Here is a 12,900-nt window from a genome sequence, read left to right as displayed (position 1 = left end):
TGCAAAGACATCACCAGCCTCAAGGCTGGATCTGCCCGGATGCGATCACACCCAGGGCAGACCAGCGGTAGATGCAGTCCGCTTACGGCACAGCCGCAGTGATCACGATCTCGATCTTCCATTCCGGATTGGCCAACTTGGCGTGCACGGTGGCGCGCGACGGCGTTGCGCCCTGCGGCACCCACTTGTCCCAGGCTTCATTCATGCCCGCGAAGTCAGCCAGGTCCGCCAGGAAGATCTCGGCGCGCAGGATCTTGGTCTTGTCGGTCGGGGCCAGGCGCAGCAGATCGTCGATGGCCTTCAGCACCTGCTCGGTCTGGCCAACGATATCGGCGCTGGTGTCTTCCGGCACCTGCCCGGCCAGATAGGCCACACCGTTGTGGATGGTCATTTCCGACATGCGTGGGCCGGTATCGAAGCGCTGGATCATGGGGGTGACTCCGTGTTGTGGATGTAGCCGCCATTGTGACGGCAAGTGGAAGTTTCAGGCGTTTCTTTGCGTGAACGACGCCACGATGCGAGCGCCACCAACAGCAGCCAGCCCACCACGACCGCAATCACCAGCTTCTGCCCCAGTCCGCGCGGGCTGCCACGCCACAGCACATGCAGCCAAAGCCCCGCGAAGGCCAGCCATGCCCAGCCCCAGGTCAACCAATACAGTCGACGCCAATGCGCATCACGACCGAAGCACCAGGCCTGCAGCAGCATCGCCACGGTCACGCACAGGAAGGCGGTCTGGGCCGCCAAACCATGAATCAGCGGCGCCAGCAATGGTGCGAACTGCGGCAGCCAGCTGTCGCCTATCGCCACCGTAGCCAAACCAAGCCCGGCCACGGCGAACAGACTGGGCGGCAGGCCGCGTCGTGCGCTGCCATGCGCTTGCCGGTACAGCACCAGGCCAAGCACGGCGATGGCCAGCGCCAGCAGGCAATAGACGCTGCGCAGTACAAGCCCATAGGGGCCATGCAGATACAGACTGAGGGTGGCGCGCGCCCAGTCCAGATCATCACGCGCGAATTGCAGCCAGATGGCGACAATCGAAAACACCAGCAGTGCCAGCACAACGGCCAACGCCAGCGTTGCCGATTGCCAAACTCCCCTGCTCGAATCACCGCCCATGCCCACTCCCCAGCGTTTGAGCCGCCAAGTCTAGTCCGCCCCAGTCTCTGTGCCGACTGAAGGCGGTGACAACGCCGTAGCGCGTACATGCCGCCATCATCAACGCGCGCCAAGCGCAAGCCAGCTGTCAAAACCACTACAGCCGCCCAGGGAAGCGATGGCTGGTGTCGATATCAACCACCATCGCGCCGTCATCGCACAACGCCTGCAACCGCGCCTGCAACCGCGCCTGATATCCCGCGGAGGCCGCAGCATCACAGAACCACACGACCACGTGCTGTACAGGCACACCAGGCAGCAACACCGGCACCTGCTCGAACCGACCATCGCTGATCTTCTCCGTCGCGCTTGCCGGTACCGCCAACAAGCCAAATGCCAGAACACACATCCGCCACATCGCAGGTGCCATTACAGGCTGCGACAACGGTGCCGCAAAGCCTACGCCCATGGCAGGTGAAAGGGGCCGGAAGCGCCGCCTCAGGCCTGCGCTTCAGGGTGACGCGCCAACCACTCGGCCAACTTCTGCCGGTAGAGCAGCAGCTCATCGGTATACAGATCCAGCACGCACAGTGGACAACCGCTGCCACAGCACTCGTTCGGGCCGGGGGCTTCCGGCGGCTGCGGGCGCGGATCGGGATCGGGGCTTGCGGGGACTTGGACAGGCAGTTCGTTCATTGCAGCGGCCGGCGCGGTCCTATCGACATCGGGACAAACCGCATTTTAGCCAAAGCGCACGCTCAGGCCGTGACCCGGCGCAGGTTGGCGCGTGCCGCAGCGTCATAACGCTCATGGAAGAAATCGCTGAAGAAGATACGCGGCTGCGCCAGCACCTTTTTCAGGAAACGCCGCCGGTTGAGCCGGAACAGGAAGCCCGGCACCTTGCCCCGGTACTCCTCGGCAATGCCAAGGTCATAGGCATCAAACACCGCATCCGGCGCCCCCAGGATCGCCATGTCGCTGTCCAGGAACAGTGCGGCATCCGCATCCAGCCCGTCCCCGCTCAGGCTGCCATGACGCGCTGTCAGTTCGATCAGCTCGATCACCCGTGCCACATCCACTTCGGCATCCGGCAGCCAACGTTCAATACCGGACGCGGCAAGCTGCGCCGAACGTGCTTCGTTGTCGCCACGCCCTGCCTCGTAGATCGCGTCGTGATAGAGCGCCGCGAGCAATACTTCCAGCGGCTGCCGCCAGCCCGGGCCAGCGGCGACATCGCGGTAGTGCTGCAGCACCGCCTGCACATGACCGAAGTTGTGATACGCACGAGGCGGCTGCGCGTAGGCGGTTTTCAGCTCGGCCAACAGCGGCGGCGGCAGGGTCTGCAGCAGGTCGTTCATGCCTGCATCTTGTCACGAAGTGGCGGAACACGCGTGGCGGCAATCCAACGCAGGATTCCGCCGAAAGGCGTTTGCGCTACTCATGCCACGCCGCGCTCAGCCCAGTTGCCAGCGGCCTTCGATCTGGTAACGGCCCTGGCCGAGGAAACTGCGTACCAGCACGAATTCGCGCACAAACCAGCGCAGCGGCTGTACCGGCTGGATCGGCAGACGACGGCGGTCGTACAACAGGGTCATATGCGGGGTGAAACGCGGGTCCAGCTTGCCACCCACGCCCTGCAGGCAACGCGCCAGCTCCTCGTGCAGGCCGTTCAACAACTCGGCACCGTACTCGCTGCGCAGCACGAAGGGGTTCTTCACGCTGCCGGCAAAGCTGCCCACCTGATCAAAGCAGACCTCGAACTCGGGCATGCGCACCCGCGCTGCCGCTTGCCGCACCTTGGGCAGCAGGCTCGGAGGCAGGCCTGCGTAGTCACCCAGGTGATGCAGGGTGACGTGCAAGCGCTCCGGCGCCAACGGATGCCCGAGCAGGCCATGTTCCTCGCGCAGGCCACCGGCCAACTCGGCAACCCGCTCCGCCGTGAGCGCATCAGGCATCACCGCGAAGAAAAGGCGCTCGGTTGGAATGTCGCTGCCCAGGCCCAGGGTCATCTGGGCCTCGGTGGAGGAAAGCTGCTTCGTCATGGTCTGGTATCGAAAGCCGGCTGCCGTACCCGCTCCGTTGCGGCGGCCACTACTGTCTTGGGCCGCGGATACTAGCAGACCGCGCCGGTCGCGGCCCGGCCATGGCGAAAATTTCACCACCACCCGCCGAGCCAAGCCACACAAGGGCTGCCAATGGTTATCCACATGTTTGCACAGGGCTGGTCCACACCCGCTGTGGATTTGTCCCCTGCCTGCTTCCATCCCCCCGCAACAGGCCTACACTGGGCAGGCCGCAGCAAACTCCGGGTGATCGCCATGATCGGTTGGAATGCATTGGTCCTGCTCGCCGCCAGCAGTGTGGCCTTGGCCGCGCCGCCGCCCTCCCCGCCCCCCACACCGGAACAGGTGATGGCGATCCCGCCGGAAGTGCGGACACTGCTACAGGAACGGGTACTCGGGGCAGCCAACTCCCCGGAGCAGCGCTTGCAACGACTGGTTGAGCTGGTGTTCCGCCCTGAAGGGCTGGGTCTGGCTTACGACACCGGGGCCACCCTCACTGTGGCCCAGACCTGGCAGCAACGGCGTGCCAATTGCCTGTCCTTCACCCTGCTGTTCGTCGCCCTGGCCCGCGAGATTGGCCTGGAAGCGCGCATGCAGGAGGTTGGCCAAGTGGTGTCCTGGTATGAAGACCAGGGCCTGATCTTCAACGCCGGCCACGTCAATGTCGGAATGCGCGTTGATGGTCGCCAGGCCACCCTGGATCTGGACAGCAACGTGCTGTACGACCGCCGCGGCCCGCAACCGATCAGCGACAGCCGCGCGCTTGCCCATTTCTACAACAACCGTGGTGCGGAGCAGCTGGCTGCGCACGATTACGTCGGTGCACGGGCCTATTTCGACGCGGCATTGCGGATGGATCCGCGTTTTGTACCGGCGTGGAGCAACCTTGGTGTACTTGAGTCGCGCGAGGACGACCTCGACGCCGCCGCCAAAGACCTGGATACAGCGCTGTCCATCAACCGTTTCCACGCCCCGGCCCTGCACAATGCCACCAAGCTCTACCAGCGCATGGGCGACAGCCGCCGCGTGGCCCAGATGCAGTCGCGCCTGGAACAGATACGCAAGCGTGATCCGTTCTACCAGTTCATGCAGGGCACCAGCGCCGAGCGGGACGGCGACTACGCCTTGGCCGCGCACTACTACCGTGAAGCAGTACGGCTATATGGCAAAGCCCATCAATTCCACTTCGGCCTGGCCCGCGCCTACTTTCTGGGCGGCAACAACCGGTTGGCGATGAAGGAAATGAAACGCGCCCGCGACCTCGGCGGCGAACCGATGCGGGCGGTCTACCAGAGCAAGCTGGACGGAATCCGCAGGCTGGAAGCGCGCCACGCGGCGCGCTGAACGCACACCGCGGGCGGCTGGGACGCGAGCCGGCTCAGGCCTTGCGCAGGAAACAGGTCTTCAACACCAGACCCTTGATTTTTTCCGAGTTGCCCTCGATGTGCTCGGCATCGTCCTCGACCAGACGGATATTGCGGATAACCGTGCCCTGCTTGAGTGGGATGGACGATCCCTTGACCTTCAGGTCCTTGATCACGGTGACGGTGTCGCCAGCCGCCAGCACATTGCCATTGCTGTCGCGTACCACCAACGTGGATTCGGCCGCTTCACCGGCGGTCCATTCATGGCCGCAATCGGCGCAGATCCACAGCGCGCCGTCGGCATAGACGTTCTCCAGCGAACATTGCGGGCAGGAAGTAACAGACATGGGGGACTCCCGTACATTGATTAACCATCCATTGTAGCCGTTCAGCTCACAGCCGCTCCCGGCAGCACCGGGCGCGTACCAGGAACCCGACCGCGCGCATGCCCATCCCCGCAGGCGGCAAGCCACGATTCGCCACCCGCTGGGCTGGATCGACCATCCTGGCAGCGCGGTGAGCATCTTCATTCAGGTGGCGCGCACGCCGGAAAATCGTGACGCGATTCGTGGTAATGCAGCCCTCGCACCTGCGAACAGCCATTCACAAGCCGCATGTGAAGCCAGTCGCGCGGCGGCGTAGTAAAGTGCGCGGCCGATTCAGCAGCAAGACGCGCAGCCATCATGAAACTCGGCATCGATTTTGGCACCAGCAACTCGGCCGCCGCCGCCCATATCGACGGCAAGGTGGTCCCGGTCAGCTTTGGTGAGGCCCAGCAGTTCCGCACCACGGTGTACTTCCCCGAGGTGATGCGCGACCCCAACGACTTTGAACTGACCCCGGCACTGGAAGCGCAGGTCGATGACCTGATCGAGTCCGGCCGCCGTGATGCCCGCGCGGTCGGCAACACCCGCAGCCATGAGCAGCTGCGCAGCGACGCCATCCGCGTCGTGCGCCGGCAGTGGATGGAAGAACGCATCCGCGAACCGCGCAGCTCCACCACCCTGCTGCAGAACGCGGTCTATGGCGACGAGGCACTGGAAGCCTATTTCGAGGAGAACGAAGGCAACCTGGTGCAGAGCCCCAAGTCGATGCTGGGCTACAACCTGCATCCGCGCGCCAAGCAGACCATCACCGGCATCGCCACGCACATCCTCGAGCACATCCGCCTGACCGCCTCGCGCCAGCTGCAAAGCAACGTGCGCAGCGCCCTGCTCGGCCGGCCGGTGCAGTTCCGCAGTTCGATCGGCGCAGCCGGCAATGACCAGGCCCTGGATATCCTGCGCAGCGCTGCAATGGCCGCAGGCTTCGACGAAGTGGATTTCCTCGAAGAACCCGCTGCTGCGGCCATGCACTACCACGCAGTCAGCACTGACCGCCACGAAGCAGTGATCGTCGACGTCGGCGGCGGTACCACCGATATCGCCCATGCCAGCGTTGGTGGCAACGCGGCGCCGCAGATCCATCGCGCCTGGGGTATCGCCCGTGGCGGTACCGATATCGATCTGGCGCTGAGCTTGGCCGGCTACATGCCGCTGTTCGGCCGCGGCATCACCCGCGTGCCCGCACACCACTATGTGGAGGCCGCGATGGTGCAGGACATGACCCGCCAGCGTGATTTCCGCCAGCACAACTACGACGCGGTGGAACTTCCATTTGGCCCGCGCCTGCAAGCGCTGCAGGACACCGGCAATACCGCACGTCTGTACCGCGCGGTGGAACACTGCAAGATCGCCTTGAGCAGCCAGCCCAGCCACCACAGCATGCTGGACTTCATCGAGGCAGGACTGTCGGTGGACATCGATGCACCACATCTGACCACGGCTGCCGGCGGCTATCTTGGCGAGCTGGAAGTGCTGTTGCAGCAGGTACGTGCCGATATCGGCCACGACCCGGCGGCGGTGTTCCTGACCGGCGGCATGTCGCGCGCCGGTTACATCCAGCAGGCCGCAGCCGCCGCCTTCCCGACTGCCAAGCTGGTGCACGGCGACCCGTCGTTTGGTGTGGTGCAGGGCTTGGCGTTGGCAGCAACAACGAGTGGCGCTGCTGCAGGTCTGTAGGAGCGGCGTAAGCCGTGAGGCTGGGGATCCAGAAGCCCTAAAGTACTACCCCTCCCCAACCCTCCCCTTTGCTGTGAAAAAGGGAGGGGGCAGAAGCATTACCCCTCCCCAGCACTCCCCTTTGCTGCGCAAAAGGGAGGGAGTAGAAGCCTTACCTCCCCAGCCCTCCCCCTGCCCATGACACAGGGAGGGAGTGAATCAACGATCCAGACTCACCCGCACGCCGCCGGAATGCGACTGGATGGAGATATCGCCATCGCCACCGCCAATCCGTGCATCCAGGTTCTTGCCCGGCCCATAGCGCGGGGTCTGCACCTGGCCGACGTCGGAGCGGATGCTGCCGCTGAAGGTGCTGACCTTCAGCTGCGCCGACGTGCTGGCCGGCAGGCTCAGTGAAACCGAGCCACTCACCGTCTCCAGATTGACCCGGCCACCCGGCTGCAGGCCCGCACTGCGGACGCCAAGGCTGCCGGATACCGACTCGGCGCTGAGCCGCTGCACCTTGGCCAGGTCCAGGGTGATGCCGCCAGACACGCTGTTGGCCGAGACCTCACCGCCACTGCCACCGGCCGCATTGATGCCACCGCTGACCGTCCGGGTCTCCAGCCGCGAGGTCTGCAACTGCGAGCGGATCGCGCCGCTGACCGTGGTCAATTCCGCCTCACCAGCGCGTCCATTGGCAGTGATGCTGCCGCTGACGGTACTGCTCTGCAGGCGACGCAGGTCAACATCAGCCACATCCACGCCCGCACTGACGGTACTGGTCTGCAACTGCGCAGCGCGCGGCACCCGCAGCTCCAGCACCGCACCACGACTGCTGCGGCTGTTCTGCGGGTAGACCACCTTCAACGCCACGCGATTGGCGCTGCTTTCGACGTCAAGCCGCTGGCCCTCGCCGAGCGAGCCGGTCAGCTGTACTTCGTTGCGGTCCCAGCCACGCACGGTGACCGAGCCGGCCACATTGCTCAGTTCCACGCGGCCGCCGCTGGACAAGGGCAGGTTGCGATTGACCGCGGTCTGCGCGAATGCGCTGGTCAATGGGGCCAACAGCAGTGCGGTGGCGATCAGATGGCGCATGCAAGCTTTCATCGGGTGCTCCTTCAAGTCGAAAGTCCGGTCGGGTTGACGCCCTTGCGGGTGAGTTCAAGCCGCAGCGCGTAGGTGCGCTGCAACTGTCCAAGTAGAAAATCGGCGTCGGGGCTCTGCGCGATGGCGCTGCGGATGCTGCCCGCGCTTTCATCCAGTTCACGCAGCGCCGGCTGCAGCTCGGCGGCAACCTCGTCCTGCGGAATCGTCGCCATCGCCTGCCGGTACTGGTAGGTGATGGTGTTGGCCTGATGCTGCAATGACGATTCCTCGACGGCGACGGATGCCGCAGGCTGCTGCGGCAACAACAGCATGCTGGCCACGCCAACCAGCGCAACAACCACCGCAGCAGCGGCATAACGTGGCCAGTGACGATGTGCTCTGCGCCGCACCGGCACCGCGTTCACTGATATGGCGGGAGCGGCAACTGTCGGCTCGGCACGCGGGCCCTGCTCCAGTTCCGCGGCGATGCGCTGCCACACCGCGGCAGGCGGCACCCGCTCGCCTGGCAGTCCACGCAAGCGCTGCGCCAATGCATCATCGTGATCGTTTTCGTAGTGACTCATCATGCGTCTCCAAGCCGCGTGCGCAACAAACTGCGTGCACGATGCAACTGGGCCTTGGAACTGCCGACAGCCATCTGCAGTTCCACGGCGATTTCCTGGTGTTTCCAGCCTTCAATGTCATGCAGCACCAGCACCGCGCGGGCGCGTGGCGGCAAGGTCAACAACGCACGTTCCAGGTCCATGCCGGTGGCGTGGCAACGGGGGGTGTCAGCCATTTCGGCCAATAGATCCATCCCGGATTCGCCTATATCCAGCGATTCGAACGTTGTCGCGCGCAGCTCCATCAGCGCCGTGTTCACGGCCAGGCGATGCAACCACGTGGCCAAGGCGCTCTCGAAGCGGAACTGCGGCAGCTTGCGCCAAGCCTGGATGAAGGTCTCCTGCAGCACATCCTCGGCACGCGCCGCGTTGCCGCCGCACAAGCGCCACAGCAAGGCATACAGCCGCGGCGCGTGGCGCCGGTAGATCCGTTCATAGGCGCGGGTGTCGCCATCCGCGGCGGCACGGGCCAGCACGGCGTCGTCGACGACGGGCGATGAGGGGGCGGTGGCGGTCACGGTGGCGTTGAGCATACCCATTGGATGCGGCGGGCAGCAAAAAGGTTTAAAGCCGACGCGATTCTTTGCCGAAGCGGCCCACAGCAGCGCAGCGACTGGCAGCAATGGCCGCCCTGGCCGACAATCGGCGCTCGTCAAACCGTTGCGATCCCATGTTGCGTATCCCCGCTATCCTGCTTTGCGCCGCCCTCGCCTTGGCCGGTTGCACCAGCGCTCCCGCCCCCATCGATACCCCGTCAGCCGCGGCCCGCATGCCGGAGCAGGCGCTGGCCCCGGTGATCCTGATTTCCATCGATGGCTTCCGCAATGACTATCTGGAGCGTGGCCTGACCCCGACGCTGAGCACGATGGTGGCCACTGGCGCACGCGCCGAATACATGCGCCCGTCGTATCCCTCGATCACCTTCCCCAATCACTACACACTGATCACCGGCCTGCGCCCGGACCACCATGGCGTCATCGCCAACTTCATGACCGACCCGGCCATTCCCGACGTGCGCTTCAGCATGTTCGACCCGGCCACGGTCCGCGACGAGCGCTGGTGGGACGACGGCAAGCCGCTGTGGACCAGCGTGCGCGAACAGGGTGGACGCGCCGCGGCGATGTTCTGGGTCGGCTCGGAAGCGCCGGTGCATGGCGCACGTCCCGAGTTCTGGCGGCCGTTCGACATCAAGGTGAGCTCGCAGCAGCGCGTGCAGCAGGTACTGGAATGGTTGGCACTGCCTGCCGCGCAACGCCCCCATTTCATCACCCTGTACTTCGACAAGGTCGACACGCAAGGCCATCGCTACGGCCCGGATTCCGCCGAACTGAACAATTCCTTGGGCGAAGTGGACAGCGCGATTGGCGAGCTGTTGGCGGGTATCCGTGCGCAGGGCCTGCAGCAGCAGGTCAACATCGTGGTCACCTCCGACCACGGCATGACCGCTACCAGCCCAGCCAAGCAGATCTTCCTGGATGACATCGTCGATGTAAGCAAGCTGGATTTTGGCTGGACCGGCGCCTACGCCTCGTTCAACGTCCTGCCCGGCGGCGAGATGGCCGCTAGGCAACTGCTGGCCGGCAGCCACCCGCATATCCAGTGCATGACCCGTGAGCAGATCCCGGCGCGCTTCGAGTATGGCCACCACCGCCGCGTGCCCGCCTACATCTGCACCGCCGAGCTTGGATGGCAGGTCACCACTCGCCAGGCCGAAAAGCGCAAAGGCCACGAGCTACTGGGTGAGCATGGCTACGACAATGCCCTGCCGGACATGTATTCCCCATTCATCGGTTATGGGCCAGCCTTCGCGCCAGGCGTGACCATCGCCCCCATCGACAATGTCGACGTCTATCCATTGCTGGCCCGCCTGTTGAACATCACCCCGGCCCGCAATGACGGCAATCCCCGCCATACCGACGCCGCGCTGAAGCACTGACGCACCGCAAGGAATCCGCATGAAGCACTACCTCCCCGCCTCGATGCAGCAATGGATTGAACCCATCAACACCGGCCTGAGCATCCTGCTGATCCTGGTCGTGGCCTGGCTGCTGCGCCTGCTGACCCGGCGCCTGCTGGCCCGGCTTGGGCGCCATTACACGCTGCCGGCGCAGATCGAGATGGCGATCCGGCGGCTGTCCAATTTCGTCATCGGCACGGTGGCCCTGGTCGCCATCCTGCAGGCCCTGCACGTACAGGCCAGCGTGCTGTGGACGGCCTTCACAGGTTTTGCCGCGGTCGGCGCGGTGGCGTTCTTCGCCGCCTGGAGCGTGCTGTCCAACATCTTCTGCACCTTCCTGATCTTCACCACCCGGCCGTTCCGCCTGGGTGACCAGATCGAGTTGCTGGAGAACGGCGAAAAACCCGGCCTGAAGGGCGTGGTCACCGATATCAACCTGATCTACACCACCTTGCATGAGGTCGGTGGCCCGGTCGATGGCACCTTGATGCAGATTCCCAACAGCCTGTTCTTCCAGCGCGGCCTGCGCCGTTGGCGTGGTGGCGACGCCGGCACGATCAGCGTGCAGGGAGACGGCTGAGGAAGCCCGAACAGCAGCAAACAACACCCGAACATTGGGTCCGTGATCCCCGCCAAAGCGGGGATTGCCTGGCTCCGGCCCACAGCGTTCCGCTCGCGTCCATGTCAGCCGTGCGAAAATTGCCGTCATTGAGCGACCGGCCCGGTCGCAAGCCCGCACGCAATGTCCGCCTCTCCCGATACCTCATGCCCTGCCCCGCAGGCAGGCGACGCTTTTGCCGTTGCCGAACGCCACGACCAGCGTTCCGACCGCCAACGCTGGCTCAACGTCATCGCCTTGGCCCTGGCAGCCTTCATCTTCAATACCAGCGAGTTCGTTCCGGTCGGCCTGCTCAGCGACATCGGTGCCGACTTCGGCAAGCCGATCGAGCATGTCGGGCTGATGCTGACCATCTACGCCTGGGTAGTCGCACTGACCTCGCTGCCATGCATGCTGCTGACCCGCAGCATGGACCGCCGCAAGCTGCTGCTGGGCGTGTTCGCATTGTTCATCGCCAGCCATGTGCTGTCCGGCGTGGCCTGGAGCTACCCGGTGCTGATGGTCAGCCGCGTTGGCATTGCGCTGGCGCATGCGGTGTTCTGGTCGATCACTGCCTCGCTGGCGGTGCGCGTGGCGCCGCAGGACAAGCGCCCGCAGGCCCTCGGCCTGCTCGCAACCGGCACTTCGGTGGCGATGGTGCTGGGCATTCCGCTGGGTCGCATCGTCGGTGAGTTGCTGGGCTGGCGCATCACCTTCATGGCCATCGGTGGCGTCGCATTGCTGGTGATGCTGGTGCTGGCACGGCTGCTGCCGGTCCTGCCCAGCCAGAACAGCGGCTCGGCCAGCAGCATCCCGCTGCTATTGCGTAGGCCTGCCCTGATGGCCTTGTACCTGCTGGTGATGGTGGTGGTGTCCGCCCAGTTCACCGGTTACAGCTACATCGAACCGTTCGTGCAGAAGATCGGCGGCTTCGATGCACACGTGACCACGCTGGTGCTGCTGCTGTTCGGCGGCATGGGTTTCATCGGCAGCGTGCTGTTCTCGCGCTATGGCCTGCGCTGGCCGCGTGGTTTCCTGCTGGGCGCGATCGGCACCCTGGCTGCCAGCCTGTTGCTGCTGCGCACCGGCCTGCACAGCAGCTGGCTGCTGTATGCGCTGGCTTCGGTGTGGGGTGTGGCGATGATCAGCTTCGCGCTGTCGATGCAGTCCAAGGTGTTGAACCTGGCCTCCGACGCCACCGATGTGGCGATGGCCTTGTTCTCCGGCATCTTCAACATCGGCATTGGCGCAGGCGCATTGATCGGCAGCCAGGTCAGCCTGCAGCTGGGCATGCAGCACATTGGTCTTGTCGGCGGCCTGATCGCCACGGCGGGCTGGCTGTGGTGCCTGTTCGCGATGCTGCGCTGGAGCGGCAGCTTCCGGCTCGGCGGCGCGAACCACTGAGCTACTGAGCTGCGGCACCGCACCCGTTTACGAGCTGTGGACTGCAGGTATGCTTCCGCCCACGCCCCTGCTCCAGGGGGCGTGCAAGGGGAAGGATTTGGAACAAGACATCACTCTGCGCGACGCGGATGTCGCCGATGCAGAGGCGCTTAGCGCGCTTGTAACTCCGCTGGCTCGCCATCTGCTTGATGCCGACAGCGGCGCCAGTGCACATGCCTTCCTGGCCTCGCTGACTCCTGCCAGCTTCGCTGATCGGCTGGTCGACAAGGAGTTCGCGCACTACGTGATTGAAGATACAGGTGCACTTGTCGGCATGATCGCGATGCGCGGCGACAGCCACATCCATCATCTGTTCGTGAGCCGCAGCAGCCGCCAGCGCGGCATCGCGCGGCGGCTATGGGAGCATGCACTGCGCGTACACGGCCGCCGCGAGTACACAGTCAACTCGTCCGAGATCGCAGTGCCGGTGTACGAGCGCTTTGGCTTTGCCAGCAAGGCCGCGCCGCAGACGGTGAAGGGTGTGCGCTTTGTGCTGATGGAGCGGCCGCGATTGGTAGCGCGCGTGGTGCAGAAGCAGTACTTGAATGATGTGCTGCCGGGACCCGGAAAAAGCTGAGGCTGTGGGCCCTGCTTGGGATCCCGGCTGTTCAATGCCGTCATTCCCG

General features: G+C 64.7%; 16 protein-coding genes. 6 read left to right on the top strand and 10 right to left on the bottom strand.

Annotated elements, in window-relative coordinates; all coding sequences use genetic code 11:
* Nucleotides 1-82: 82 nt before the first annotated feature.
* The 6 genes from QMX78_RS00205 to thpR form a co-directional block, all read right to left on the bottom strand.
* Entirely contained in the window at nt 83-430 is a 348-nt protein-coding gene (locus QMX78_RS00205; protein ID WP_282265428.1) for a RidA family protein, read from the bottom strand.
* On the bottom strand, nt 427-1,119 hold the full coding sequence (locus QMX78_RS00200; protein ID WP_282265427.1) for a DUF998 domain-containing protein: 693 nt from the start codon (nt 1,117-1,119) through the stop codon (nt 427-429). The genes QMX78_RS00205 and QMX78_RS00200 overlap by 4 nt, the downstream gene beginning before the upstream one ends.
* A gap of 136 nt (nt 1,120-1,255) precedes the next feature.
* On the bottom strand, nt 1,256-1,528 hold the full coding sequence (locus QMX78_RS00195) for a hypothetical protein (protein WP_282265425.1): 273 nt from the start codon (nt 1,526-1,528) through the stop codon (nt 1,256-1,258).
* A gap of 68 nt (nt 1,529-1,596) precedes the next feature.
* On the bottom strand, nt 1,597-1,794 hold the full coding sequence (locus QMX78_RS00190) for an oxidoreductase-like domain-containing protein (protein WP_282265423.1): 198 nt from the start codon (nt 1,792-1,794) through the stop codon (nt 1,597-1,599).
* Nucleotides 1,795-1,856: 62 nt separating this feature from the next.
* Complete coding sequence (locus QMX78_RS00185; protein WP_282265421.1) at nt 1,857-2,456, bottom strand: hypothetical protein; 600 nt, start codon at nt 2,454-2,456, stop codon at nt 1,857-1,859.
* Nucleotides 2,457-2,552: 96 nt separating this feature from the next.
* On the bottom strand, nt 2,553-3,140 hold the full coding sequence (thpR, locus tag QMX78_RS00180) for an RNA 2',3'-cyclic phosphodiesterase (protein ID WP_282265419.1): 588 nt from the start codon (nt 3,138-3,140) through the stop codon (nt 2,553-2,555).
* Nucleotides 3,141-3,416: 276 nt separating this feature from the next.
* Between thpR and QMX78_RS00175 the strand changes: the two genes are divergently transcribed.
* Complete coding sequence (locus tag QMX78_RS00175; protein ID WP_282265417.1) at nt 3,417-4,505, top strand: tetratricopeptide repeat protein; 1,089 nt, start codon at nt 3,417-3,419, stop codon at nt 4,503-4,505.
* Between the two features lie 34 nt (nt 4,506-4,539).
* Here the strand turns inward: QMX78_RS00175 and QMX78_RS00170 are convergent, their stop codons facing one another.
* Complete coding sequence (locus QMX78_RS00170) at nt 4,540-4,872, bottom strand: zinc ribbon domain-containing protein YjdM (protein WP_282265415.1); 333 nt, start codon at nt 4,870-4,872, stop codon at nt 4,540-4,542.
* A 336-nt stretch (nt 4,873-5,208) separates the two neighbouring features.
* Here QMX78_RS00170 and QMX78_RS00165 point away from each other — a divergent pair, with 336 nt between their 5' ends.
* Nucleotides 5,209-6,585, top strand: a complete 1,377-nt coding sequence (locus QMX78_RS00165) for an Hsp70 family protein (RefSeq protein ID WP_282265413.1) — start codon at nt 5,209-5,211, stop codon at nt 6,583-6,585.
* A 198-nt stretch (nt 6,586-6,783) separates the two neighbouring features.
* Here the strand turns inward: QMX78_RS00165 and QMX78_RS00160 are convergent, their stop codons facing one another.
* From QMX78_RS00160 to QMX78_RS00150, 3 genes are read right to left on the bottom strand one after another with little or no spacing between them, the layout of a single operon-like run.
* On the bottom strand, nt 6,784-7,674 hold the full coding sequence (locus QMX78_RS00160; protein ID WP_282265411.1) for a DUF4097 family beta strand repeat-containing protein: 891 nt from the start codon (nt 7,672-7,674) through the stop codon (nt 6,784-6,786).
* Nucleotides 7,675-7,685: 11 nt separating this feature from the next.
* Nucleotides 7,686-8,237, bottom strand: a complete 552-nt coding sequence (locus QMX78_RS00155) for a hypothetical protein (RefSeq protein ID WP_282265409.1) — start codon at nt 8,235-8,237, stop codon at nt 7,686-7,688.
* On the bottom strand, nt 8,237-8,809 hold the full coding sequence (locus QMX78_RS00150; protein WP_282265407.1) for a sigma-70 family RNA polymerase sigma factor: 573 nt from the start codon (nt 8,807-8,809) through the stop codon (nt 8,237-8,239). The genes QMX78_RS00155 and QMX78_RS00150 overlap by 1 nt, the downstream gene beginning before the upstream one ends.
* Nucleotides 8,810-8,946: 137 nt before the next feature.
* On the opposite strand from QMX78_RS00150, the gene QMX78_RS00145 reads away from it, so the two are divergent.
* From QMX78_RS00145 to QMX78_RS00130, 4 genes are all read left to right on the top strand, one after another.
* A complete protein-coding gene (locus QMX78_RS00145) occupies nt 8,947-10,212 on the top strand; it encodes an ectonucleotide pyrophosphatase/phosphodiesterase (protein WP_282265405.1) in 1,266 nt (421 codons plus the stop codon).
* A 19-nt stretch (nt 10,213-10,231) separates the two neighbouring features.
* On the top strand, nt 10,232-10,813 hold the full coding sequence (locus tag QMX78_RS00140; RefSeq protein WP_282265403.1) for a mechanosensitive ion channel family protein: 582 nt from the start codon (nt 10,232-10,234) through the stop codon (nt 10,811-10,813).
* A gap of 162 nt (nt 10,814-10,975) precedes the next feature.
* Complete coding sequence (locus QMX78_RS00135; protein ID WP_282265401.1) at nt 10,976-12,235, top strand: sugar transporter; 1,260 nt, start codon at nt 10,976-10,978, stop codon at nt 12,233-12,235.
* A gap of 97 nt (nt 12,236-12,332) precedes the next feature.
* Nucleotides 12,333-12,851, top strand: a complete 519-nt coding sequence (locus QMX78_RS00130) for a GNAT family N-acetyltransferase (protein ID WP_282265398.1) — start codon at nt 12,333-12,335, stop codon at nt 12,849-12,851.
* The last annotated feature ends 49 nt before the right edge of the window (nt 12,852-12,900 follow it).

This window comes from Stenotrophomonas sp. PS02298 (genome assembly GCF_029959445.1).
Taxonomy (GTDB): domain Bacteria; phylum Pseudomonadota; class Gammaproteobacteria; order Xanthomonadales; family Xanthomonadaceae; genus Stenotrophomonas.
This window is presented reverse-complemented; position numbering and strand designations above follow the sequence as displayed.

Bases quoted from the DNA above. Each gene is read 5' to 3' on its own strand.
- QMX78_RS00205 (WP_282265428.1), bottom strand. From the start codon at position 430: ATGATCCAGCGCTTCGATACCGGCCCACGCATGTCGGAAATGACCATC.
- QMX78_RS00200 (WP_282265427.1), bottom strand. From the start codon at position 1,119: ATGGGCGGTGATTCGAGCAGGGGAGTTTGGCAATCGGCAACGCTGGCG.
- QMX78_RS00195 (WP_282265425.1), bottom strand. From the start codon at position 1,528: ATGGCACCTGCGATGTGGCGGATGTGTGTTCTGGCATTTGGCTTGTTG.
- QMX78_RS00190 (WP_282265423.1), bottom strand. From the start codon at position 1,794: ATGAACGAACTGCCTGTCCAAGTCCCCGCAAGCCCCGATCCCGATCCG.
- QMX78_RS00185 (WP_282265421.1), bottom strand. From the start codon at position 2,456: ATGAACGACCTGCTGCAGACCCTGCCGCCGCCGCTGTTGGCCGAGCTG.
- thpR (WP_282265419.1), bottom strand. From the start codon at position 3,140: ATGACGAAGCAGCTTTCCTCCACCGAGGCCCAGATGACCCTGGGCCTG.
- QMX78_RS00175 (WP_282265417.1), top strand. From the start codon at position 3,417: ATGATCGGTTGGAATGCATTGGTCCTGCTCGCCGCCAGCAGTGTGGCC.
- QMX78_RS00170 (WP_282265415.1), bottom strand. From the start codon at position 4,872: ATGTCTGTTACTTCCTGCCCGCAATGTTCGCTGGAGAACGTCTATGCC.
- QMX78_RS00165 (WP_282265413.1), top strand. From the start codon at position 5,209: ATGAAACTCGGCATCGATTTTGGCACCAGCAACTCGGCCGCCGCCGCC.
- QMX78_RS00160 (WP_282265411.1), bottom strand. From the start codon at position 7,674: ATGAAAGCTTGCATGCGCCATCTGATCGCCACCGCACTGCTGTTGGCC.
- QMX78_RS00155 (WP_282265409.1), bottom strand. From the start codon at position 8,237: ATGAGTCACTACGAAAACGATCACGATGATGCATTGGCGCAGCGCTTG.
- QMX78_RS00150 (WP_282265407.1), bottom strand. From the start codon at position 8,809: ATGCTCAACGCCACCGTGACCGCCACCGCCCCCTCATCGCCCGTCGTC.
- QMX78_RS00145 (WP_282265405.1), top strand. From the start codon at position 8,947: ATGTTGCGTATCCCCGCTATCCTGCTTTGCGCCGCCCTCGCCTTGGCC.
- QMX78_RS00140 (WP_282265403.1), top strand. From the start codon at position 10,232: ATGAAGCACTACCTCCCCGCCTCGATGCAGCAATGGATTGAACCCATC.
- QMX78_RS00135 (WP_282265401.1), top strand. From the start codon at position 10,976: ATGTCCGCCTCTCCCGATACCTCATGCCCTGCCCCGCAGGCAGGCGAC.